Source organism: Asaia bogorensis (assembly GCF_900465345.1).
GTDB lineage: Bacteria > Pseudomonadota > Alphaproteobacteria > Acetobacterales > Acetobacteraceae > Asaia > Asaia bogorensis_A.
The window spans coordinates 16,275-38,702 of the sequence record NZ_UEGO01000036.1 but is presented as its reverse complement, the minus strand read 5'-3'; the positions used below and the strand labels follow the sequence as shown (position 1 = coordinate 38,702).

Below are 22,428 nucleotides of genomic sequence, written 5' to 3'. Positions count from 1 at the left end.
CCGAGCCAGGCTCAGATCGTGCCATCCTGATTGAATGTGAATGTCTGCCGGTCTGATCCATCGAGCCCGCTATAGGTGATCGTGCACAGATAAGTACCCGGCGCCTTGGCCTGCAGTTCGACTGTCACAGGCTGGGTCTGATCGACACCAGCTTCAAGGCCGAGCTGACTTGTAATCAGCCCCCGGGTTTCAACCTCGGCAATAGGCATACCAATGCGGGCAGGCAGGCCAGCCCCATAATCGACATGCCAGAGATAGGCACCGGGGTTTGTACACAGCCGGCGCAATATGGATTGTCGTGTCAGCATGTCTCCCGAGGCCTCGCAAAGGCCGCCCGCAGAGTCGCACTGCAGATCCTCGCCAAACACATGATAAAAATCACTCATCCGACAGGCTTTCCTGTCATACCATTGGCGTACGGATGCACATGGGCGTCGAGACTATGCAAATCTGTGCGTACATCACCGCCTGAAACAGAAAGATTACCCCCAGAAACCCTCACACCCGCGCCGGATATTTCCAGGCCGCCAGCCCCCAGACTCATCTGAACCTTCCCCGCACATAGTACGATGGACGATTGACCAATGACACAGCGCAGGTCGCCGACCCCAAAGGAGACCCCTTCGCGCCGGATATGGAACCAGCCCCCCTCCCCGGATTGGCTCTGCCCCTCCTTTGAAGGTGCGCCACACCCGGCACGTACGAGCAACTCTCCAGGTTGCGCCACCTTACCCGTCTGAGGTGAGATCGCGGGCCCTGCCACCACATCGAACAATACCGATATAATGACAAAATTCTCGCCATCACCCTCGATCGGCATGAGCAAAACCTGGGTGCCCACCGCACAGGGACAGGACAAACGCAAGTCACCCACTTGCGTCAATGCTGCATCAGGCAGCCAGCCTGTTTCAACATCGTCCGGCTGCAAACGCACCTTCACCGCGTGACTGGCAGGGTCCACCGCGCAAACGATCCCATGCACCGCATGGGCTACACGCATCTGGTGGGCTGCTGCCCATACCGGATTATCCATCATAACCCCTTCAGAAGATACGGTCCCGAAGCGTGACTTTCTGCCGATATCCCCGGGAGAGATCGAAAAAATGATCGACCGCATCCACCGACAATGTCCTTGGTCGATCAATCATCTCACCTCCCAGCTTCATGAAATGACGCGGCTCCAGCCCCGCAATTGCTGGCAAGGAGAGCCTGGCTTCACAGGCATGAGAGACGATCCGACGATGCTTCCCCTGCGCCAATCGTTTGATATCGTCCATGCGCAGGCCAGGCCCCCGAAACGTATAAAGCGCTGCACCCGATGCAGGGGGCTCTGTGGAAAATTCCTGCCCATCATAAAAGATTTCGCTTCTCGCGCGCTGGCGCGAATCCCACGAGCGCACACCGACCGATACCGCCCCACTCAGACCGAAATCATAACGAAAATGCTGCATCGTCATGCCGTCTGGTTCAAAAAGCTGACCACTATCGGCATCTGGTGGACGGTTGATGATGATTGCTCGTCCACGGGCCTGACATTCATAGCCGTGATCACGCGCCAACGAAAAAGCCAGATCGAAAGCCGTTTGATAGCGATGCTGCGCACTGGCGGACAAACGTCTGTGCTCCAGCTGCCAGAACTGCCCGCAATAATAATCCCCAGCGATATCGTTCCCGTTCAGGTCGCTCTGAAACGCCAGTCCGGCAGCCTGCGCAGCCTGCTGGACAATCTCGATAGCCGTCTGATTGCTCCATGAGCGTGTGAGACGCGTATCCAGCAAAAAACAGAGATAGTCCCGACACTCCAGACGAAACGATACCGGATCATTCTCTCGCGTTATGGCGTCCAGCGCCCCGTGAAACACGCTACGCCATCCAGCCTCCCCCGCAAGGCGATCAACCACCTGCAACTCGATATCCGGCCGGTCAAAGCCGCTTCGTCCGGTAAGGCGGGAAAACAGGGCAGATCCATCCTGCGCGGCGATAACGATATGCGCCGTGTCGCACCGTTCATATCGCGTGCATTGTAGTCGAAAACCGCAAACATGCACGCCGTCGAGGCTCGTTCCATCGACAAGAAGCCGAACCTGCCAACTTCGGATCCTGCCCGTCATACCTCTGGCAACCCTTCCGTCTGCCCGACTGACGCCTCATCCGGCAGCAGGATCTGCACCGGCACCTCAAAGCCGGACAGATCCGGGTCGCTCATCCCGTTGCACGCGGCAATCCGCCACCATTGCAAGGCATCACCAAAATAGCGGACCGCCAGATGGAAAAGCGACACATCGTCGCACGTCACCTGTATCTTCATCGCAATTCTCCCGATTCATATTCATGACAGGCCGAAACCCAACGCCATGATTTCAACCGGCCAGAGTGCGCAGTGCCCGGTTCGCGTAACTGCCGGCCTCGACACCCAAAACAGACGCCCCGGCATTTTGTGAAAGCAGGGACAGAGCGCCTGCGCCATTCACCGCACCGGCTTCCATTGCCGCTCCAGCGTCCTGCGTGACTTGTCCCAGTTCACGAGCGGCAACGGAAAGAGGCGCCGTCACCGAAACTGCCGCCGTTGGCACCCGCGATACAGACATGGCCGTCTGCCAAAGCGCGCTTGCCTTGCTCAAAGCAGCCTGCGCGCGGGCCACCCCACCACCTGCGCCCAGAACCTGCGCAACCGGCATGATTTGGCCTGTCAGTGAGGTCAGCATTGTCGTACCAACCCATCCTGCCTCCGACATCTCCCCCAGCAGGCCCGCTATCGTGCTCAAACCGCTACCCAGATCAGCCCCCGCCATTTCCCCAATACTCAGGGAAATAACAGGCGGCAAAGCCTCACGCTCCAACACAAGCCTGTAGGGGCAAATCGTGCCCCGCGCCTGATACGACCAGGTAAATTCGGCAATCCAGACCCTGGCTGACAAATCAGCAACCGAGAAGGCAAGCGCTCGTGAAGCTTCACGCATGGCCTCAACCCGTCTCGCCCGCAGCGTCGCCAGGGGACCGATGAAGCGACCGGTCAAAACCAGCCGCGCAGGATCATTCCCGACAGCATCGATGACACGGCCGCCACCGAGAAGCCGATGAATCACCAGCAATTGCCGGCCACCCATCACAAGCTCGTCCGGAACTTCCGCCCCACTGAGGATCAGATCACCCAGCACGACCGGTGCCGACCTGTCGATCAGGCCTATCGCCCCAAGGGCATTTTCCATTTCGAGAAGCGACACACCCATGCGTAACCCTCCTACATCAGCCCGATGCTCATATTCGGATATTGAGGCGTGGCGATCTCATCAATCATTGCGCCGTAACTCCGCATGGATAGCGTGCGGGACATACTGGTCAGTATCGGCAGATATTGCCGATCACGCTGAGAGGATCGTTCGGCGGCGACCCAGCCCTCCTCATGCTGCAAATTCCCGGTTCGTCCAGCCCCGTTTCCAACAGAACTCCCCTTCGCACCCGGCAAGGAAAAGGGTGGCAAGACTGCCAGATCCCTGTCTTTAGCAACCGGTATTCGCATTGCGGATATACCGCGCTCCTGCGGCCCTGAGGGCAAGCGAATGACAGGGGGAGGCAGTTGCCGCGCCACAGCACCAAAGCTCGAGCCTTTCGGCCCGGTCCCTGATGCCGGAGATAACGGCATAACGCCGACAAATCGCCTGGCATGTGCCCGCAGGCCTACCCCGGCATAACCTGTCAAACCGCCCCTGTCTGTGGAGACAGAGGGCGTTTCCCGCGCACCCATACGCTGCAAATGCCCATACGATATCGAGCCAGATCGGCGTCGCAACTTAGTATCAGAAAACGCGACAGACTTCGTTGCCGCATCTGAATACCTGAAGGACGAAATATCAGAACGAACCGGCACAACAGATGAGAGAACAACACCCCTTCCAGCTTCCGACATGCCCGGGCGACCAATAGGGGGTTTGAGAGGGCGCAACAGATGAGCCCCTGCAATGGCTGAAACGCTTAGCCCTCGCGATCTCCGCGCATCCGATGCCCGCGATACCCCCGTGTTTCTCGCTCTGGTGGATAAGGACAGCACAGAACGCGACACTGTTCCCGCAGGAAAAAAAGCCGGAGCGCGGCTATCGCGTAATTGGCTCGCCTGAGCCGAGAGGGCCTTGCGCCGCAGCGGCACAAACGAGTGGCTTCCCCCCGAACGTCTCAGCACCGAGAGCCATACATCCCCAACCTTGCCCCTGAATCCAGGCATATGAAACTGCATGATTTTCCCTCAGCGTGATCAGACTTGGTCTTGCCGGTAACAGCACGCCTCCCAGTCAAACTGGAATCCGTCCATTTCTGCCATGACAATGCAGGCGGCCACACGTCTGGTCCGTGTCCACCCCATGACGACCGACCACGGCACCCCGTTTTTCACGAGATAAAGCGTCTCACGAAAAACAGGGTGCCGCGTCAGTTTTTTGCTGGCACCATAACGGCGTCATTTTCTTGCACCGCCCCGTCATAAACAGACTGCAATGCTGCAAGCCCGTCATTGCCAATCCTGCGCGCCAGATCCTTGATCTCGTCCTTGGTCTGGGGCATCTGCACCGGCACACCATCAATGGCGCGAACCGAGCAGATCATCTGTGCATAGGCCAGCCAGGGTGATGCCGAAGGTCCGGACACAGCGCTCCCCGCCGCCTCGATCAGATCAAGCATGTCGCCCGGATCGAGTTCGCACAGGCTGAGCTTGCGCCCCGAACCGAATTCCAGTGTCTCAGGCAACATACTCAAGATATCTTGCTCCTCAGCGAGGCATAGAATTGCACATGCTGGTGAATCATTCCCTCCGCCTGCCAGCGATCTGTCTTCAAGGACAGCGATACACCGCTATATTCCCAGGTGCTGGTCGTGCCGTCCGGCTCACGGATATACTGATAGAGCGTTCCGCTCCCGATACTGCCAGCATTCCAGAAAGCGGCCTCGATCGCTGCCACCAGACTGTCGAGATTGGCATTGGCCCTGGCAATCGTGAAAATCCCGCGCCAGCCGCTGGGGGTATTGAATTCAACAGGCAGCCCATTCAGCGGCGTGGCCCGCTGAATGATCGTATGTTGCTCCGACTGGAACCCGGTCACATCACGCAGATCAATGCGTGACCCGTTCCAGAGCAGCGTGATCCTGCAATCCCGCCCGATACTGTAGGGGTTCGCCATCAATCACACACTCCCGCTGGCAGTGCTGACGCTCACCGAAGCGCCTCCCTGCAGGTTGATGATGAATTTCTCATTGATGCCCTGGTACTGTACCTGCACATCAGCCTGCACATATCCCGTCGCAATGCGCTCAGTGGGATTATTCGTTGCATCGCAGATCACCGCGTAAGGCAATCTGCCCCCTGTGACACCGAGAATGTTCTGCGACAGCAGGCCCGAGAGAAAGCCAAGAAGCGAGGCACGGATATTACCAAACAGTGTATCGTTGATCACACTGCCAACATACTGCCCCATCGTCCCCTGAAGCGCGCGCGCCAGGTAGTTTGTCAGGCGGGTATAGGCATCGCTCTGGATCGCCACATTCTGCGAAGTGTTATGACCTGCCCGTATCGACCAGTATTGCCCACCCGGTGACGGGTTGCAGATGACGTCAATCCCGTTCTCGATCAGCAGCCCAAGCTCGGCCAGCGTATAACCAAAGCGCGTTGCCTCAAGACCGTTTTTCTGGCTGCCCACAATCCCTGTCAGGGGCTTGTTCAGTCCCGACTGCTCCGGCGAAAGCGCAGCCAGCTTGGCCGCTGCGAAGAGCGCAGGGCTGACAAGCTGTAACCCAAGCGTGTCGTCATTCCACCAGAGCCAGTCGCCATGCATGTATTTCAGAGCGTGAGACGATAGCCCCAATGCCATTCTCGTCTGAACAGCCTGAGCCAACGTCTCGCTTTTCGGACCCGATACAACCGAGTACAGTCCTTGATCCTGACCAAAGCCCAACATCGGCACCATGATCGTGGGGTCACCGACACCCGCACAGGTAACAACCGAACACCCCTGGCTGGTCAAGGCATAAAGCCCGGTTCGGGTATCCGACGCGCCAACAAAACGCCCCGGACCCGGCTCTGCACCGTCACTGCCACCACCAAGCTGCACAACGCCCGGATCGCCAATCGCCGTCTCAGCTGGCAGATCGATCTGCACGAGCGCACGGGTGTCGGCAGCAAGCGCCGTCTGCAGGGCTGCCCAGTCCCCGCCTGTATAGGATGAAACCCCCAGTTCCTCGTGAGCCACCGTCAGGACAAACACCCCTTCACGATAGCTCTGTTTTGTCAGGGTAATTGAAATCCCGTTGCCAGCCGACCCCGTATAACACGCCGTGATATTGGCATTGCCAAGGGTGCCGCGCGCCGGCGTATCTGTTCCATCAGTTACACGCACCAGGCAAAACTGGTTCGCCCCCTGATGCACGGCAATATCCACTGCAACATTGAGGTTGGACGCCCAACCCCGTTTACCAGCGAAGATCTCACGACATTGCGCAACACTCCCGACAATCGTCGGTACGTCCTTCGGCCCCCATGACGCGCTCCCCACGAGGCCAAGTAACCCGGATGAAACCCCCGAGATAACAAGCGTCTCAGGCTGCGCGATCTGGATATAGAGATCAGGCACAGAGAGCGCAGCCGTGTTGAGCGTGCCACTCTGTATGAGTTGTGGCATGAACATTCCTTTGTTTTTTTCGAAAACTGTCTTGCGGGAGCTAAACGATCCGACACAGCCTGGCCGCAAGGCAGACACTGAAAAGCCGAAAGCCCGAGAAAAATTATCCTCGCGTCAGCCACATCCATCAAAAGACGACGTCTCGATCACTGTCCCATCCGGCCTCAACTGCCAGCCGCGATAGGCAATCGGCATCTCTTCCAGAGCTGCCAGTGCCTCAAGGCTGCCCACAGGCGTTTCACCGCGCAAAAGACCGGGTGGCACATCGAAAGGGAATCTCGTCCCCCCTGCCTGCATCCATCCCCCGCCCGCGAGCATCCGGGGTGACCAGACAGAAGCATGATCATCCCAGATCGCTCTCAGCAGCACATCCCGACGGAACAGGTTCTGGGTCTGCATTCCATCCCGGTCTTCTTCACCCTCGAAAACGAGCTGAGCAGCCGTCCCGTCAGGCAAAGCCAACCAGTCATCAGGCAGGAGTCGTTCTGTAAGAATCCTGCCCAAGGCCACACATGTGCACTCGCTATCCGTCCAGATCGACATCCGGAAAAGCTGACTTTGCCGTCGCGTCAAACGCGTGGAACGGGCATACCCGCTCACCCCACCTTCAAGAGCCCCCGAAGAGACACGCAGTGTGCCTGCCTCGACGTCACATCCAGTCATTTCTGCGGCAAGCGCCTGAACAATATCTTGCGCCGAATCCCGATCCTGAACGACATAGCGGGCAGAAATATCAGAGCCGTCATCCCTGAGCCATCGCAGCGATACCACCCCCGGTGCGGCACGCCCCAGAAGACGTGTAATCGTCGCAACACGCCCCTGCACATCCAGGGTCACATCAGGCGGTAGATAGAAACTTTCAGCCCAGACATCACCCAAAGGGACAGGCAAGCGTTCATAGCGCCCCGGAACCAGAGTTATCGTGACGTAGCTGACCGCCTCCCTGAGTGAAGGTGAGGCAAACAGATCCGAAGGCATCAAAGCCCCGGCCCGGAATATCACCCGTCCCTGAGTCAGGCCGGCCGAAGGCTCTGCCACCAGCGCGAAACGCGCGGCGCAGCATAGAGCAAGCCCGCGCGCGACAAGAAAAGCACCTGCCATGATCAGACCTGCTGCATGGATAAAAGCGCGCGGGTTCCGTTCTGCGACAGCTCGACAGTATCGACCAGATAACGCGCGCCCTTCTCGTCCATGACCTGCATATAGGGCTTCAGACAGAAACCCGGCATGACCGGCAAATGCAGCATATAGCTCCCTGACCGCAAGGCACCCGGCATACCGCTATGCCGATCCTCGCCCTTGCCAGTCATCCACAGACTGGCCGGACAATGATCGGCCAGCAGACCCTCTGCTCCACGCATCCCCATGACTGATATTTCGCGGTTGCACGCAACAAAAAGTGCTGGCCTGCACGGTTCCATTTCAGCAACGAAATAAAACCGCTCGCCCAGCGCGATATAATCACCAATAGCCAGATCCCGTGCATCGCTCAGCCCGAGAGTCATGACCTGACCCCATCCTTTAGGCTTGCGCATACGAAATCCTGCATCGACATCGAGGCACAGATAAGGGGCTCCTACCGCATGACCCAACGGCGTAAGCGGGTCAGTAACCCGATATTGGCGTCCCATGCGCCCGATGCGGCGTGCAACCTGCGCAAACCCGGACGACACACGCTCCTGAAGCATTTGCATGGTTCATCTCCCGAATTCTCTGAGGTGTTCTGCTGCGGTGACGCACGCCATGTCAGAGAGCGATCTGAGCATGGTCCTGCATGTCGGGGCCCGGTGCCACGCCCAGGAAGCCGCACACCCTGCGCCGCCACCAGTCAAGCAATCGAACCCGCTCGGATAATTCACGCGTATTACGCGTCCATACCGAGGCCACCTGCGTATCCAGTGTGTCGGAGGCACGAGAAATCGCCCGCTCCATTTGCAGCAGTGTCGCCAGAAAATAGCGCATGCGCCGGCGCTCGGGTGGCGCAAGTGTGTTCAATCGGAACTCCAGCGTTCCTGCGCTTTGAAAAAACCGCCAGGAACTCTCTCCCGACCCGACATCACCGAGGGCTGCATACCCGCAGAAGCGCCGGATTTCGGTTTTTTCTTCATCAGTGAGTTGTTCACCGGATGGCGGTACGTCGCCACACGACATATCATCCCCCATCACACCGCTCCCGTCTGAAAGTCCGGCCGGAGGCTGACCGATCGACATGGCAAGATCTCCCCGGCTCCTCAGAGAGCGTCCGTGCCGAGACTCTCGATCACCACACCGCGCTTGAGATAGGCATTGGTCGCTGTCGGGATGATGGAGGCATCGGCCGTCACATCTGTCGGCAGGGCAAAACCACCAATCCAGTACCATGACTGCGCGATAATCTGTTTCAGGCGATCCAGCGGCTCACGGGTGACCATCGCCACACCGTCCACAATGTCGACAAGCGCCCGCTCGGCATCGGGGATATCCGAATGACCCACACAGGCGCAGTCCCCCTCTACCAGAGCCCCCTGCCCCAAGAGCAGCGCACGATGAATTGGCCCACCACCCAGTGAGGCCTGCTGCGGCGCTTCGGTCGTCGGCACAAAACGCACACCCAGCAATTCAATCACCTGCCCGGACCGGTACTCCTCCGACCCGTAGGCCCCGCGATAAAGATACTTGAAATCGGCATCCCTGAAGAGGGAAAGCAGCTGCAGATCGTCAAGATAACAATTATACGCGCCATCGATCATGGGTACGTTGTTACGTCGTAACGAAGCCACACCAGCCAGCACGTTCTGGATCCCGAGCGTATCGCCATCGGCCCTTTTAAGATCTGCTGTTGTCGCCTTGCCGTTGGGCCGCAGCACCAGCGGGGCAGTCGATGCAACAACCGCCATACCCGCTGTGGCGTCTGCCATAGTTGCCGAGGCAGAAAGCTGTAACTGCCCGGAGATACCACCGGGCGCCGTCGAGACATTCACAGCGTCCGGAACGGCGCCGGTAACCGTGTAGACCCCGCTGCCAATGGTCACCGTCATGCCTGCACTTGCTCCGACAGGCCGCACAAGACCGGACACGATGACAAACTGGAAGCCACGAATATCATCGACCGAAACCGTCGTGGTTTTCGCTGTCGCTGTCGCCGCCACACGCGTATTACCGCCCAGATAACCACCGACACCGCCAGAAACGCCGCCAAACAGTGCATTGCGTGCCAGGCGGTCCAGCGACTGCATGGCCTGCATGCCATTTGTCTGCGCATTGGCCAGAAACTGCGAGGCAATGCCAACACCGGTCGTGACCATGTTCAGATCAATCGTATCACCATACTGATTGATACTGAGAGTGTATTGCTCGACCGACCAGCCGCTCGGTGACAGCCCGTTGTCGAAATTCGTGTTACCCGACGGCAGAAGCGGCGTCGTTACCGGTGATTTGAGGCTCTTGCGCGTTTTCGTCAGCGTCTCACCAATTGCGTTGGGAAAAACCTCACGATCCGCAATCGCTCGAAATCCTGGGCGGGAATGAAGCCCCGTCTCGAACTCGCGCGCCAGAAAACCCTGCTGAATGGCAGCACGAAGCTGCTCGGGAAAATTCTCGATACCCATCTCTACTCACCCCAGACCCGTATTTCAGATAATTCCAGCAAGAAACTGCCGCTTGCGCAGGGCATAATCATGCGCGGGCAGTTGGCGCGCATCCTGTCCCTGGGCTGGTGCCGGCTTCGGCACGATCCCAGCGCTTTCCTGCGTTTCGCCCGATAAACGCTGTCGCGTTTCCCGAAAAAGAAAGCGGCGCATCTCGCGTGCATCGCGCAGCGCCTTTTCAACGCCCTGCGGCGCCCCTTCTTCAGACCAGGTTATGGCAGAGCGATCGACATGTGCTGCAACCAGATCAGGGTCATAGGCCCCAAGCCGCGCAGCTTCAGCACGCAGCGCCCCGGCAAGTACAGTATCGCGTGCGGCTGCCTTTACTCTGGCCAGTTCCTCCTGATGCGCCTGAACAAGGGAATCCCGTTCAGCAGCAAGTTCAGCAAGAGAGAGACGAAGCGCATCGACATCATCCACCATGTCCATTTCCCCCTACAGGGTTTGTTCGGGCCGTCTCTGCAGCCCTGATTTCCGTCCACTCGGCAGCCGGGTCAGCAATGCCGGCGGCACTGGCATAGAGCCGGGCCGCTGTTTCACGGCTCAGCAATCCCCCCGACTGCGCCGCACAAAGCCCCTGCGCGAGCGGCAGTAGTTCCGATTCATCAGCAGTGAACCAGGCTGGCCAATGCAGGGAGAGTCCCCCCGCATCGAGATTCCGATAGGTTTTCGTCCCGATCTGTATCCCTTCGGGCATAACCGACGAGAGATGACAGAGCAGGCGATACAGCGGCAGCACACCACCTTCGCCATAAGCGCCACGCAAACGATCAGCCATCCAGATCAGGGGCTGACACATCAGCTCCATGGCGCGGCCCGATTGTGGAGCCGCCAGACGATCGCCGTGCATACGGTTACCGTGCAACTGCTCCAGCACCAGCTGACGCAATTCACGGTAATGCGCCAGAACCGCCCCGGCCGCAGCGCCATTGATTTCCAGCAGCTTGGCATCGCCTTCAGGCGGCAAGGTCAGGGCGGAGGCCGCCCCTCCCTGTCGCGCCATGCCTTCGGGTATGTCCGGCGTCTTGAGCACGAGCGTCGGGTCGGAGCCGTATTTCAATCCCCGCCCGGCTTGTGAAAGCAGATAATCAGCTTCGATGACCGTATCGATCGCTTTCTCGAAGCTACATTCCCCCTCAGCCTCGCCACCGCTCCCACCAAAATTCCTGATCCATACAATCGGCACCACGCCAAAACCGTGATGATGCGACCGCTCTTCATCAAGTAGTGCATCCCCCTCCTGATCGACGGGATGGGGCACAAAAACCCGCACGCAATCACGATCCCAGCATCGGTGCCACCAGAAGCGCATGGCCGCACGCTCAGGCGCGATGGCATAACCACTCAGCCGCAATGCCTGCCCGGTCACGACATAGCGTTCGGTCACGCGCAGCAAGGCACCCACACGATCCCATTCAGGCGTCAGATAAGCTGTTTCAAGCACGCGAGGCATCGGTCTGGAGCCCACAAGCTCGATCCAGAGCGCTACCGACCCGACCGAGCCACGTATCGCCGCCTGCGTCATGAGTGACGCCAGACCAGTCTCACAGGCAAAGCGGTTCAGGGCATCCGCCGTCTCCTTTTCGCTGGAGACAACAAGCGGCCAATGCGTATGGCCGAATAAAAGCGAGACCGCTTCATCGACAACAGTCCTGCACAGATTGGTCCGTACAGAGGGTCTCCGCTGGGAGAGGGGGATATATTCCCCCGCCGCATTACGCTCTGTCGCAAAAGGATAGGGCAGAACATCATACTGCGTTCCATCCAGAACCCTTTGCAGGGCCAAAAGCCGCAGTGTCCTCGGAGAAAAACCCGGAGGAGAGGCATATCGTCCCTGAAGCGCCACCCAATCCATGTAACCTCCCTTATCGTGAAAGACTGAACCACCCCCGGTCCTGCCAACGGCCCGGCACTGCCTGAGGCTCGATCATCAGATCGCTCAGCGCCCAGATCAGCGCATCCGCGCGATCTGGCGAGGCTGCCCCGCCAAAACCTCGGTTCGAGAAGAGACAAAGCTGCGATTCAAGGGCCGCAAAGCGCCCATGATGGATCACACGTCCCTGCTCATAGAGCGCCGCAACAGGCTCGGCGCGCGCCGCCTTGCCACGCGACGCCGTCACCATTCTGAGCGCAGCCCTGGGATCGACGCTTCTGAGCGTCGCTTCCACCAGAGCTCCACCAAAATTGCGTTCCGCCACAATCCTGTCTGCCTGCCAAAGCGCTGCCGCCTGTATGGCCCGACGGGCCCACCCCATTGGCGTGTCACGTGTGGAGCAATCTTCCAGCACATGCCCGATTCCATTGTGGTCGATGGCGGCCACGACAATCCCGATTTCGTCTGCACCCAGATCCGAAGGCCCGGAGGCCCCTGAGGGATCGATCGCCACGACGACACGCTTCATCTGCCCAAGCAGAATGTCGCGATGCTGATCAGAAACCGGTTCAGCGCGCTGAAACATATCGACCCGCCAAAGCGCACCCTCGATAACGGTCTGATACTCTCCCAGCAGAAAACGCCTCCGATCGCGTTCGGGCAGTGCATCCAGCTGGCCCAGATAGGCCTCGCTGAGATTGGCGCGGTTCTGCTCAGGGTTCATGACCATCGACGCATAGAGCGAGGGGTCCGCATGACGTATTCCCGACCGAGGCTCAATGCCACTTTCAAACACGGCGTATAACCAGTGATCGGTCGCCGGCGGATTGGCGTCGATATATTCCCGCGGCATCAACCCACAACGCTGTGCCAGACGCGTCAGCAACATGTTCCGCGCGCCATAGCTTATCTGGCTCGCTTCATTCAGATAGATCGTCGCAAATTCCAGCCCGAGAATTTTTTCTGTACGCGCTGAATCATCCAGCCCCCCAAAGAGGATCGACGATCCGTTGGGAAACAGGATCCTGTTGCTCTGCCCGTCCCATTTGTACCGATGTCGCGGAAAGCAGCATTGCATCACTTTCGGAAACGTATCCTGGATGATGCTGGCTCGCAGTGCATTCTGGCGGTGCCTGAAGACGCCATGCCGCGAGTGCGGCTCCCGCAAGGCCCTGACAACCAGCGCCCGGATCAACACAAATGTCTTGCCCGAGCGCGATCCGCCACGAAGAAATATATGGCGGGCCCTGCCTCCAAGCAGGCGATTGGCTTCCTCCTGTACAGGTGTCAGCGCAAACCGCGGCTTAGAGTGTGTCATCACCCTCGCCCAGGGTCAGTGCCGGCTCAGGTTCATCGTCATTTTTACCTGTATCCCTGAAACTCGCCGGGCGATGCGCACGCAGCAACATACGCAACAACCCGTCGCTGTAACGTGTCCGCGTTACCGGATTGCCCTCGGCATCACAAACAAGCCGCCCCCCATAAAGCAGCGGCTCCTCGTATCCGTGTATGGCTCTCCGCCGCGCCTCGGCCTCCAGAAGATCTGTTGCCTCTTCCAGCGCCTGCTTCCATTTCTCACAAAACAATCCATCGCCACGACGCCAGTTATAAGCCGTTTTGCGATCAATACCTGCGGCGCGTGCCGCCTCCGAAACATTTGCGCTCTTCTTGAGGTGATCGAGAAAGACGCTCTGAAGGGCCTTGCCCCTGGGGCGCGCCCGGATGACGCGTCTGCTGTCCATTTCAACTCCGTTGCCTGAACTCGGGGAATGGTGCATTGAAAAAAACCTGTCCGTACCAGGATCGAACATTTCTCATGACGATACCGGATCAAACGATCAGGCCTGCCATGAACCATCTACGGACGTCTGATCTGCCTCACGCTCCGACATTTCATCTGTGAGGCCATCCGGATCTCTGGTGACTTGACCGCAGATAACGACGATGGATCGGGCGTCAAAACGCGACACATCCACGGTCTTTTTCTGCCATTTCAAGCCTCAGGCGTGCTCTGATCAGAGCAACGCAGGCGGGACCTACACAACCCAGCCGGACGAGACTGGCCTTCCTGCGAAGGCAGGGTACTGCCCTGACCCTCATATCACCCGAGGGCAGGTTCGCATCGGCAATATCACCCCACCCCAGGGCCAGATCCGCGCGATGACGCAATTCCGAGGCTGCAACCAGCGGACTCAGAACCGCATCCTTCAAACCGACATGCACGACGACAAACAGGAGATTTCTGCACACAACCACATCCCCGACATTTATATCGGGATTTTTCATATAAAGTTATTTCAGTGTTCTTTATCTATACTATAATTTATTTATATTTGCAATATTTTTATTATTATAAAACTCACTCAGCCATTCCAATGCGAGGGCACATTGTGCTGCGGTCTTGGTTCTTGCCTGGGCGCGCGTACCTTCCGGGAAGATCAGTCTGGCCATATCAGGAAAACTCATCTCCCTGACCAGCATCATCTCAATGCGGCTGTGAAGACCATCCCCCATGAGCGTGTGCATCTGCCTCATCCGCGCCGCACATTTGCCACGCCCGAGCATCCATGTGTGAATATCGCCTTTCTCCGCGACTGTTCGCGCCCCTTGCAATTCGACCACCCCCCTCTCGGCATAGTCATATTCCGCGCGCCAGCGTTGCGCCGCCGCCACCTCGTCGTCCCCGATATCACCGGCCTTGTACAACCAGGCAACTGTCGACCACAGCCGCAGCGCATCACCTTCTTTTCTGAACTGATGACGGCGCATCCTTTCGGCTGTGGGCACATTCTCATCTCGCACCTGATCTGGCTCGCGTCTCATCATTCCACCCCCGTCCCTCACACACAGCCGCCCCAAAATAACGACCTTCAATCACACCTTCTTCAACTGCCCGGATGCGCCACCCGATACCCGCAAACCTCGTGATAGGCCGGCGTTTCATCTTCCGGCCACAAAGCCCCCCAACTCACCCTGTGACCCGCGGGAAGAGCTCCCGACTCATCGCGCTCGCACTCCAGAGCCAATGTTCTGCTCCGCGTTTTCTCCGGCATATGCCTGACCGGTTTCAGGCTCTGTTTTTCCGCAGAACAATCTGACGACTTGCCGTTCCCGGGGTGGTACCGATTATGCGTCGGCCTGCATCCCCCCTCCACATCACAGTCCATGGTCAATAGCATCCGGGCCAATTCGGCACCTGTTGCAGCCCGGCGGGGCCTCTCCATGGAATTTTTCCTGATACCCACTCGATTCACCCCGATATATGGCAATATGCCATAGGTATAGCCGTAGAGACGGCGCTCAATTCCCCTCTGGATTTGGCAATGAGCCATTGCTATGAATGTCTCATGGCCAAAAACAAACGCCCTGACTCGCTTGCGATCGTTCAACGCGCCATCGGGCGTCGTATCACCTGGGCAAGAGAACTCGTCTTTCCCAATCAGAGCGAATGCGCGCGCCTACTGGGCGTGGACGCCTCGACCCTGAACAAGATCGAGAAAGGCGATCGCGCACCAAGCGTGTTCCTCATCATGTCTCTCTCCAATCGCCTTCGTGTCTCGACCGATTTTCTTCTGAAAGGGGTTCTGAACGGTCGCACCGATGAAGAGATGGCCCTTCGTCTGGCGGCTCTGCACCCAGAGTTGGTGCTCCAGCAGCAGGACATGGCGTATCACACGGACAAAAGCATGCCTTGCGACATGCAAGAGCCGCCCAGGAGACAAGATCAGGACCATTCGTAGCGTCCTTGTTTTTATTGCACATCCAGAAAACAGCCTTCTTCGTACGCAGACATAGCGCTTGAAGCGGGACGCAGCAAGAACAAAACGAGAACAAGCATATTCTCTACCATTCCTTGCGCCTCGCGCCCTTGCGTTTTGATCAGCAACAACCGACCAGCTGCGCCTTGAAGCCGAACTGACTTCTGGACGATTAACGTCTTATTAATGGCATTGTGCCATAAAGTCAAGAATAGATTATGGCCATCTGCCACAGAGCTGGTGCAGTTGCGATGCGTTGCCATTCTCTAAAACAACATTTATGCGACATTTTATGTCAGCGCCTATACGATCCGAATTTGAGTAGTCTGGATAAGTAATGAACAGCATCAACGCCATGCTATCATTTTCTTAATATTAATTCAGATTAATGAAACAGTATAAACTGCCGTAAGGCATCTTCCCTTCGTACGAGAAGAGAGCGCATGAATTCATGAACGCCATCGTCGTAACTGCCTTAAGGCGGCCCCTGACCTTTGTCGTCTTCTCGATCCTGATTCTGATGTTCGGAATCATGTCGATCTTCAAGACGCCAACCGACGTGTTCCCCGAGATCAAGGTGCCTGTCGTTTCGGTCATCTGGACCTATCCCGGCCTGCTGCCGAACGAATTCGCCGGACGAATCACCTATAATTTCGAGCTGGCAGTCACGACGACTGTGCAGAACATCGAGCATATGGAATCGAACTCCTATTACGGGCGTTCGATCGTCAACATCTACTTCCAGCCTGGCACGCCTGTCGGCACAGCTGAAGCAGAAGTGACGGCCATTTCACAAACGATCCTCCTCGGCCTGCCGCCCAAGGTACCGGCCCCGATGATCGTCGCGCTCGATCCCTCACAGGTTCCTGTCATCGCGCTTCAGATCACCTCCGAAAAGCAGACGCCATCCGATCTGTTCAAGCTCGGCGTCATCCGCGTGCGTCCGCTCCTTGCGACCGTTCCCGGTGCCGTCGTCGCCCATCCCTATGGCGGCATGGACAGCTTCGTGATGGTGTCCCTGAATCAGGAGCAGCTTCGCGCCCATCATCTGTCAGCGGCCGATGTACAGGCGGCTCTTACGGCACAGAACATCGTTCTCCCCGCCGGTGACCAGAAGATCGACGCCACGGACTGGATGGTCCAGACGAACGCAGCACCGGAATCGATGGAAGATATCGCAGCCATCCCGGTCAAGCGCGTTGGCAACGCCGTCATCTATATCCGTGACGTGGCCGATGTGTATCGCGGCGGTCATCCCCAGACCAACCTTGTGCTCGTCAAGGGTCGTCAGGCGGTCGAGATGATCACCCAGAAGGGTGGTACGGCCTCGACGCTCGACGTGGTCTCCGCCACCAAGGCCCTTCTGCCACGCCTGCGCGCCATCCTGCCCCCGGACGTCCAGGTCTCTATCTTGGCCGATGCCTCGGTCATGGTGAAGGAGCAGATCAAGGACGTGGTGCGTGAAATGATCACGGCCTCCATCCTGACCGGCATCGTGGTGCTGCTGTTCCTCGGTTCGTGGCGTTCCACCGTCATCATCGCCACCTCCATCCCGCTTGCCATTCTCTGCTCGATCATCGGGCTCGGCTGGGCGGGTCAGTCCATCAACATCATGACCCTTGGCGGTCTTGCCCTCGCCGTCGGTATCCTCGTCGACGACGCCACCGTGATGATCGAGAACATCGATACCCATCTCGAAATGGGCAAGGATCTCGAACTCGCCATCATCGACGCCGCCAACCAGATCGTCATCCCCACCTTCGTTTCGACCACCTGCATCTGTATCGTGTGGCTGCCGCTCTTTGAGCTTTCCGGGGTCGCTGGCTATCTCTTCATGCCCATGGCGCTCGCCATCATGTTCGCCATGATCGCGTCCTTCATCCTCTCGCGTACCCTTGTGCCCACCATGGCGAAGTTCCTCCTCGCCGGTCAGGTCCACCATGCCCACGGCCATGACGACCACGCCCCGGCGCCCAAGGGCTTCTTCGGCCGCTTCCAGCGTGGCTTCGAGCACCGCTTCAACAATTTCCGCGAAGGCTACAACACGCTGCTGACACGCTGCGTGGCCCGTCGCGGCATGTTTGTCGGCGTGTTCCTGCTGATCTCCATCGCTTCGCTGGGTCTCTATGGCGTCGCGGGGCGCGACTTCTTCCCCGAAGTCAAATCGGGCTCGCTGCAGATGCATATGCGTGCCCCGCTCGGCACCCGTATCGAAGTTGCAGGCCGCATTGCTGCCCTGGTCGATAACCGCATCAACCAGCTCCTGCCGGGCAAGGTCGGGAATATCATCTCCAATTGCGGCCTGCCTGAAGGTCCGCACAACCAGGCCTTCATCCCCACGCCGACCATCGGCACGCAGGATTGCGATCTGACCATTGCGCTTAAGGATGAGGAATCACCCGTCTGGGACTACCGTGCCCTGCTCCGCAAGGACCTCTCGGCACGCTTCCCCGGCACGGTGTTCACCTTCCAGCCTGCCGACCTGACCGACAAGATCCTGAATTTCGGTTCGGCCGCACCGATCGACATCCAGCTCTCCGGCCCCAGCGTCTCGGATAACTACAATTATGCCAAACACCTGATCGGCAAGATCCGCCAGATCCCGGGCACGGCCGATGTCGTGATCCAGCAGACGATGTCCACCCCCACCCTCATGGTGAATGGCAACCGTACCTTCAGCCAGGCCACCGGTCTGAGCGAGAACGATCTCGCCACAAACGAACTGCTCACCCTCGCGGGTTCCGGCGTGGTCGATCCCCAGTTCTGGCTCGATCCGGTCGATAACGTGACCTTCCCGCTCAACGTCTACACGTCGCAGGACCAGCTCACCCATCTGAACGACCTGCTCACGGTCCCCATCGACAAGGGTGACGGCAACCCCAACGACCAGACGCAGCTTCTGGGCGCCATTGCCGACGTCGTACCCACCGGCACACCGGGCGAGGTCTCGCACTACAACTCGATGTCAGAAATCGACATCTACGTGAACGTCGAAGGCACCGATCTGGGCAATGTGCTCGACGCCGTGAACGACACCATCGCCAAGGATGCGCCCAATCTGCCGCGCACCACAGCGGTCGATGTCCACGGTCAGGCCACCACCATGCATGGTGCCTATGTCCAGCTCGTCTTCGGCCTCTGCGTCTCCGTCGTGCTGATCTATCTCCTGATCGTCGTAAACTTCCAGTCCTGGCTCGACCCGTTCATCATCATCACGGCTCTTCCCGGCGCATTGGGTGGTATTGCCTGGGCCCTGTTCCTGACCGGCACCCGCCTGTCGGTTCCGGCCCTCACCGGCGCCATCATGTGCATGGGTACGGCCACCGCCAACTCGATCCTCGTCGTGTCCTTTGCCCGTGAGCGCCTCGAGGTTCATGGCGATGCGCTGCGCGCCGCCATCGAGGCCGGATACGGTCGTATCCGTCCGGTTCTCATGACCGCGCTCGCGATGATCGTCGGTATGATCCCGATGGCGACATCGAACTCCACCAACGCGCCGCTCGGTCGCGCCGTTATCGGCGGGCTGATCGTGGCTACCATCTCCACCCTGCTCTTCGTGCCCTGCGTCTACGCGATCCTGCACAACCGCTCTGCCCGCCAGAAGGAAACCGTCTAATGGCCACCTCCCCCAAGATCATCGCTGTTGCGGGAGGATGCGTCCTCGCGCTCTGGGTCGGCGCCCTCGTTGTCGGTCGCGTCCACCACAATCACGCTCTCGCCACCGAAACGGCGCAGAACGCCATCCCGAATGTCGCGGTGCTGAACCCCATCCAGTCGCCTGACAAGGTGGCCCTCACCCTCCCCGGCAATATCGATGCCTGGTATCAGGCCCCGATTTACCCGCAGGTCTCGGGCTATGTGAAAATGTGGTTCAAGGATTACGGCGCCCATGTGAAGGCCGGCGATGCGCTGGCCGAAATCAACGCACCCGCGCTGGATGCGCAGTACGCCCAGGCTCAGGCGGACCTGAATGCGGTACTCGCCAAGTACCACCTTGCCGCCGTCACAGCCGAACGCTGGCGCGCGATGGGCAAGTCGCAATCGGTTTCAGGCCAGTCGGTCTCTGTATCGAACGCGAACGAGCAGTCGGCCAAGGCCGAGGTCGACGCCGCCCAGCGCAATGTCGATCACTTTGCGGCCCTTGAGAAGTTCAAGACCATCGTGGCCCCCTTCGATGGCATCGTGACATCGCGCAGCATCAATGTGGGCGATTACGTCCATGATGGTGGCGGCAATCTCAACAGCACGGGTGCAGCGTCCGAACTGTTTACCGTGGCCGACGTGCACAAGCTGCGCCTCTTCGTGTCCGTGCCGGAAGTGTTCTCCTATATCCTCCAGCCCGACATCACCGCCGATGTCAGCGTGCCCCAGTTCAAGGACAAGAAGTTCCACGCGAGCTTCCTGACCACAGCACGCGGCTATGACCCGAACACCCGCACCGTGACCTCGGAATTCACCATGGAAAACCCCGGTGAGGTTCTCTGGCCCGGCACCTTCGCCTCGGTCCAGCTCAAGGCCCATAACGAAACGGCCCACCTTTTCGAGGTCCCGACCTCCGCCCTCGTCTTCGAGGAAAAGGGCATGCAGGTCGTCGTCGTGAATGATGACAACACGGTTCACTACAAGAACGTCGTCGTAGGCCGCATGGCGGATACCTCAACCGAAATCCAGGCAGGCATCTCGCCCAAGGATCGTATTATCGCCAACCCGCCAGCCGACCTGCTGGAAGGTGACAAGGTCAACGTCACCACACCCCAGCGCGGCTACAACCAGTCCGGATTCGGGGCCTCGGAATGACCACAAGAAAGATCAAGAAGCTGGCTCTGGCCTGCGGCACGGTTCTGACAGCCTTCGGTCTGTCAGCCTGTGACCTCGCGCCAACCTACAAGCCGCCCACCTTCGTCGTGCCAGCCAGCTGGCACGGCCAGGGTCCCTTCGCCACAGCCACCCCGGCCGATGCCACACTGCCCACCAATTGGTGGACATTGCTGAACGACCCGCTTCTCAACCAGATGGAAGCGACGCTCACAACCTCCAATGCCGACCTCCAGGCCGCAGCCGAACGCTTCATTCAGGCACGCGCCCTCGTCGTTCAGGCCCGTTCTGAGCTGTTACCCCATCTTGCACTCGGTGCCGGTGCCTTTGACAACAAACAGTCAGAAGACCGCCTGTTCCGCTACAAGGGCAACATCACCGAGACGGATGAGGAATATCACGGCCTGGCCTCCTGGGAGCCCGATTTCTGGTCGTCCATCCGCAACCATGTGCGCGCCCAGAAGCAGTACGCGCAGGAAAAAGCCGCCGACTTCGCCATGTCACGGCTGAGCCTTCAGGCTGAGCTTGCTTCCGACTACGTGCAGTTACGCGGCTATGATGCGCAGATCGCCATCTACAACCAGTCGATCGGCTATTATCAGAAGGCTCTGCAGATCACGCAGAACCAGTTGCTGAACCAGGCTGCCCCACGCCTCGACGTGGCCCGTGCCCAGGCGCAGCTCTACTCGACACAGGCCGCCGAGCTTGATGTGCAGGCTGCCCGTGAAGTCACCGAGCACGCCATCGCCATCCTGACCAATGCCTCACCCTCGTCGTTTCATATCGCGCCGACGCAGGTCATGGGCTTCCATCAACCCAGCCTTCCCGCCGGCGTCCCGTCCGAGCTGCTTCAGCGCCGCCCGGATATCGCGAGCGCCGAACGCGAGATGGCTCAGGCCAATCGCGAGATCGGCATTGCCCGTGCCGCGTTCTACCCGCACATCTCGCTCCAGGCAGGTGGCGGCTTTGCCCAGAACGGCTTTGATCTCGCCAATCTGGCCAATTCGCTCTGGTCCTACGGCGCCTCGTTCGAGCTTCCCATTTTTGAGGGCGGCTTGAGACGCGCCGAACTCCAGCATGCCTGGTCGGCCTATCGCGAGACACGCGACAACTACCGCAGCAAGGTGCTGGACTCCTTCCGTGAAGTGGAAGACGGCCTGTCACGCACCAGCCGCCTCGATCAGGAAAATCGTACGCTCGAAAAAGCCGTCGATGCGACCCTGGCGACCCAGAACATGACCATGACGCTCTATCAGGGTGGCGTGGGCACATATCTCGAAGCCATTTTCGCCCAGGTCCAGACGCTGGAGACCCGCATCCATCAGATCGAGGTGGCCACGCGTCTCTACCAGGCTGATATCGGACTGGTCCGCGCCCTTGGCGGCGGCTGGAACGTCAAGCTCCTGCCCACGATGGATCAGACGCTCTCCATCACACCGCTGCAATATGACGATCTGCACCATCCGCAGCCCGTTGGCGGCGTCAATATCTCGCAGCACCCCGAGCAGTTCGAAAATCTCAGCAGCGCCGCCCCTCAGGCGCCTGCCGCTGCAACGGGCAAAACCCTCCGCCCGATGTACGACCAGTAACCCCCGACCACCTTCGGCGTTGTCCGCCTCACGACAACGCCGGGGCACCTCGTCTGGAATGGCAAGTTCACTCTGACGACTTGCCCGACCAGCGCAATTCACAAA

22 protein-coding genes are annotated in these 22,428 nt (G+C 58.9%); 5 read left to right on the top strand and 17 right to left on the bottom strand.

The genetic code is table 11. The annotated features are described in order from the left end of the window. Nucleotides 1–11: 11 nt before the first annotated feature. Genes ED655_RS14025 through ED655_RS14005 form a run of 5 tightly spaced genes read right to left on the bottom strand, consistent with a single transcriptional unit; the run spans nt 12 to nt 3,230 of the window. Nucleotides 12–386 (bottom strand): phage tail protein, encoded by a 375-nt coding sequence (locus ED655_RS14025; protein WP_122050700.1) that lies wholly within the window; start codon nt 384–386, stop codon nt 12–14. Continuing rightward, complete coding sequence (locus ED655_RS14020; protein ID WP_122050744.1) at nt 383–1,000, bottom strand: baseplate assembly protein; 618 nt, start codon at nt 998–1,000, stop codon at nt 383–385. The genes ED655_RS14025 and ED655_RS14020 overlap by 4 nt, the downstream gene beginning before the upstream one ends. Nucleotides 1,001–1,043: 43 nt before the next feature. After that, nucleotides 1,044–2,111, bottom strand: a complete 1,068-nt coding sequence (locus tag ED655_RS14015) for a hypothetical protein (RefSeq protein ID WP_122050699.1) — start codon at nt 2,109–2,111, stop codon at nt 1,044–1,046. Beyond that, entirely contained in the window at nt 2,108–2,308 is a 201-nt protein-coding gene (locus tag ED655_RS14010) for a hypothetical protein (protein WP_240993683.1), read from the bottom strand. Before ED655_RS14010 ends, ED655_RS14015 begins: the two co-directional genes overlap by 4 nt. Before the next feature lie 52 nt (nt 2,309–2,360). Beyond that, nucleotides 2,361–3,230 carry a hypothetical protein gene (locus ED655_RS14005; protein ID WP_122050697.1) on the bottom strand — a complete coding sequence of 290 codons (870 nt, stop codon included), beginning with the start codon at nt 3,228–3,230 and terminating at the stop codon, nt 2,361–2,363. A gap of 729 nt (nt 3,231–3,959) precedes the next feature. Between ED655_RS14005 and ED655_RS15630 the strand changes: the two genes are divergently transcribed. Further along, nucleotides 3,960–4,115: a hypothetical protein gene (locus tag ED655_RS15630; RefSeq protein ID WP_162993542.1), complete on the top strand. Its 156-nt coding sequence runs from the start codon at nt 3,960–3,962 to the stop codon at nt 4,113–4,115. A gap of 307 nt (nt 4,116–4,422) precedes the next feature. On the opposite strand, the gene ED655_RS13995 is transcribed toward ED655_RS15630, so the two are convergent. From ED655_RS13995 to ED655_RS13935, 12 genes are all read right to left on the bottom strand, one after another. Continuing rightward, a complete protein-coding gene (locus tag ED655_RS13995) occupies nt 4,423–4,740 on the bottom strand; it encodes a hypothetical protein (RefSeq protein ID WP_240993688.1) in 318 nt (105 codons plus the stop codon). 2 nt (nt 4,741–4,742) lie between these two features. Continuing rightward, complete coding sequence (locus ED655_RS13990; RefSeq protein WP_023979321.1) at nt 4,743–5,168, bottom strand: hypothetical protein; 426 nt, start codon at nt 5,166–5,168, stop codon at nt 4,743–4,745. A gap of 3 nt (nt 5,169–5,171) precedes the next feature. Beyond that, complete coding sequence (locus tag ED655_RS13985; RefSeq protein ID WP_122050743.1) at nt 5,172–6,662, bottom strand: phage tail protein; 1,491 nt, start codon at nt 6,660–6,662, stop codon at nt 5,172–5,174. Nucleotides 6,663–6,776: 114 nt separating this feature from the next. Continuing rightward, complete coding sequence (locus ED655_RS13980) at nt 6,777–7,763, bottom strand: hypothetical protein (protein ID WP_122050694.1); 987 nt, start codon at nt 7,761–7,763, stop codon at nt 6,777–6,779. A gap of 2 nt (nt 7,764–7,765) precedes the next feature. After that, complete coding sequence (locus ED655_RS13975; RefSeq protein WP_162993541.1) at nt 7,766–8,356, bottom strand: hypothetical protein; 591 nt, start codon at nt 8,354–8,356, stop codon at nt 7,766–7,768. A gap of 52 nt (nt 8,357–8,408) precedes the next feature. Next, complete coding sequence (locus ED655_RS13970) at nt 8,409–8,873, bottom strand: hypothetical protein (RefSeq protein ID WP_240993682.1); 465 nt, start codon at nt 8,871–8,873, stop codon at nt 8,409–8,411. Between the two features lie 20 nt (nt 8,874–8,893). Continuing rightward, nucleotides 8,894–10,249 carry a DUF4043 domain-containing protein gene (locus ED655_RS13965; RefSeq protein WP_122050692.1) on the bottom strand — a complete coding sequence of 452 codons (1,356 nt, stop codon included), beginning with the start codon at nt 10,247–10,249 and terminating at the stop codon, nt 8,894–8,896. Between the two features lie 24 nt (nt 10,250–10,273). Beyond that, nucleotides 10,274–10,711, bottom strand: coding sequence for a phage scaffolding protein (locus ED655_RS13960; protein WP_162993540.1), 438 nt, complete (start codon nt 10,709–10,711; stop codon nt 10,274–10,276). Continuing rightward, nucleotides 10,701–12,074, bottom strand: coding sequence for a phage portal protein (locus ED655_RS13955; protein WP_240993681.1), 1,374 nt, complete (start codon nt 12,072–12,074; stop codon nt 10,701–10,703). The genes ED655_RS13960 and ED655_RS13955 overlap by 11 nt, the downstream gene beginning before the upstream one ends. 79 nt (nt 12,075–12,153) lie before the next feature. Beyond that, a complete protein-coding gene (locus ED655_RS13950) occupies nt 12,154–13,479 on the bottom strand; it encodes a phage terminase large subunit (RefSeq protein WP_205836052.1) in 1,326 nt (441 codons plus the stop codon). Further along, on the bottom strand, nt 13,466–13,903 hold the full coding sequence (locus ED655_RS13945) for a hypothetical protein (protein ID WP_162993539.1): 438 nt from the start codon (nt 13,901–13,903) through the stop codon (nt 13,466–13,468). The genes ED655_RS13950 and ED655_RS13945 overlap by 14 nt, the downstream gene beginning before the upstream one ends. Nucleotides 13,904–14,477: 574 nt before the next feature. Next, the gene (locus ED655_RS13935; protein ID WP_122050687.1) at nt 14,478–14,987 is read right to left on the bottom strand and encodes a hypothetical protein; all 510 of its coding nucleotides are present in this window, start codon (nt 14,985–14,987) and stop codon (nt 14,478–14,480) included. 521 nt (nt 14,988–15,508) lie between these two features. On the opposite strand from ED655_RS13935, the gene ED655_RS13930 reads away from it, so the two are divergent. From ED655_RS13930 to ED655_RS13910, 4 genes are all read left to right on the top strand, one after another. Then, nucleotides 15,509–15,901: a helix-turn-helix domain-containing protein gene (locus tag ED655_RS13930; RefSeq protein ID WP_122050740.1), complete on the top strand. Its 393-nt coding sequence runs from the start codon at nt 15,509–15,511 to the stop codon at nt 15,899–15,901. A 469-nt stretch (nt 15,902–16,370) separates the two neighbouring features. Beyond that, nucleotides 16,371–19,535 (top strand): efflux RND transporter permease subunit, encoded by a 3,165-nt coding sequence (locus tag ED655_RS13920; RefSeq protein WP_122050685.1) that lies wholly within the window; start codon nt 16,371–16,373, stop codon nt 19,533–19,535. After that, on the top strand, nt 19,535–20,716 hold the full coding sequence (locus ED655_RS13915) for an efflux RND transporter periplasmic adaptor subunit (protein ID WP_122050684.1): 1,182 nt from the start codon (nt 19,535–19,537) through the stop codon (nt 20,714–20,716). The genes ED655_RS13920 and ED655_RS13915 overlap by 1 nt, the downstream gene beginning before the upstream one ends. After that, the gene (locus ED655_RS13910) at nt 20,713–22,323 is read left to right on the top strand and encodes an efflux transporter outer membrane subunit (protein WP_122050683.1); all 1,611 of its coding nucleotides are present in this window, start codon (nt 20,713–20,715) and stop codon (nt 22,321–22,323) included. The genes ED655_RS13915 and ED655_RS13910 overlap by 4 nt, the downstream gene beginning before the upstream one ends. Nucleotides 22,324–22,428 lie beyond the last annotated feature (105 nt).

Coding starts and splice junctions, on each gene's coding strand:
- ED655_RS14025 (WP_122050700.1), bottom strand. CDS start 386: ATGAGTGATTTTTATCATGTGTTTGGCGAGGATCTGCAGTGCGACTCT.
- ED655_RS14020 (WP_122050744.1), bottom strand. CDS start 1,000: ATGCGTGTAGCCCATGCGGTGCATGGGATCGTTTGCGCGGTGGACCCT.
- ED655_RS14015 (WP_122050699.1), bottom strand. CDS start 2,111: ATGACGGGCAGGATCCGAAGTTGGCAGGTTCGGCTTCTTGTCGATGGA.
- ED655_RS14010 (WP_240993683.1), bottom strand. CDS start 2,308: ATGAAGATACAGGTGACGTGCGACGATGTGTCGCTTTTCCATCTGGCG.
- ED655_RS14005 (WP_122050697.1), bottom strand. CDS start 3,230: ATGGGTGTGTCGCTTCTCGAAATGGAAAATGCCCTTGGGGCGATAGGC.
- ED655_RS15630 (WP_162993542.1), top strand. CDS start 3,960: ATGGCTGAAACGCTTAGCCCTCGCGATCTCCGCGCATCCGATGCCCGC.
- ED655_RS13995 (WP_240993688.1), bottom strand. CDS start 4,740: ATGTTGCCTGAGACACTGGAATTCGGTTCGGGGCGCAAGCTCAGCCTG.
- ED655_RS13990 (WP_023979321.1), bottom strand. CDS start 5,168: ATGGCGAACCCCTACAGTATCGGGCGGGATTGCAGGATCACGCTGCTC.
- ED655_RS13985 (WP_122050743.1), bottom strand. CDS start 6,662: ATGCCACAACTCATACAGAGTGGCACGCTCAACACGGCTGCGCTCTCT.
- ED655_RS13980 (WP_122050694.1), bottom strand. CDS start 7,763: ATGGCAGGTGCTTTTCTTGTCGCGCGCGGGCTTGCTCTATGCTGCGCC.
- ED655_RS13975 (WP_162993541.1), bottom strand. CDS start 8,356: ATGCAAATGCTTCAGGAGCGTGTGTCGTCCGGGTTTGCGCAGGTTGCA.
- ED655_RS13970 (WP_240993682.1), bottom strand. CDS start 8,873: ATGTCGATCGGTCAGCCTCCGGCCGGACTTTCAGACGGGAGCGGTGTG.
- ED655_RS13965 (WP_122050692.1), bottom strand. CDS start 10,249: ATGGGTATCGAGAATTTTCCCGAGCAGCTTCGTGCTGCCATTCAGCAG.
- ED655_RS13960 (WP_162993540.1), bottom strand. CDS start 10,711: ATGGTGGATGATGTCGATGCGCTTCGTCTCTCTCTTGCTGAACTTGCT.
- ED655_RS13950 (WP_205836052.1), bottom strand. CDS start 13,479: ATGACACACTCTAAGCCGCGGTTTGCGCTGACACCTGTACAGGAGGAA.
- ED655_RS13945 (WP_162993539.1), bottom strand. CDS start 13,903: ATGGACAGCAGACGCGTCATCCGGGCGCGCCCCAGGGGCAAGGCCCTT.
- ED655_RS13935 (WP_122050687.1), bottom strand. CDS start 14,987: ATGATGAGACGCGAGCCAGATCAGGTGCGAGATGAGAATGTGCCCACA.
- ED655_RS13930 (WP_122050740.1), top strand. CDS start 15,509: ATGGCCAAAAACAAACGCCCTGACTCGCTTGCGATCGTTCAACGCGCC.
- ED655_RS13920 (WP_122050685.1), top strand. CDS start 16,371: ATGAACGCCATCGTCGTAACTGCCTTAAGGCGGCCCCTGACCTTTGTC.
- ED655_RS13915 (WP_122050684.1), top strand. CDS start 19,535: ATGGCCACCTCCCCCAAGATCATCGCTGTTGCGGGAGGATGCGTCCTC.
- ED655_RS13910 (WP_122050683.1), top strand. CDS start 20,713: ATGACCACAAGAAAGATCAAGAAGCTGGCTCTGGCCTGCGGCACGGTT.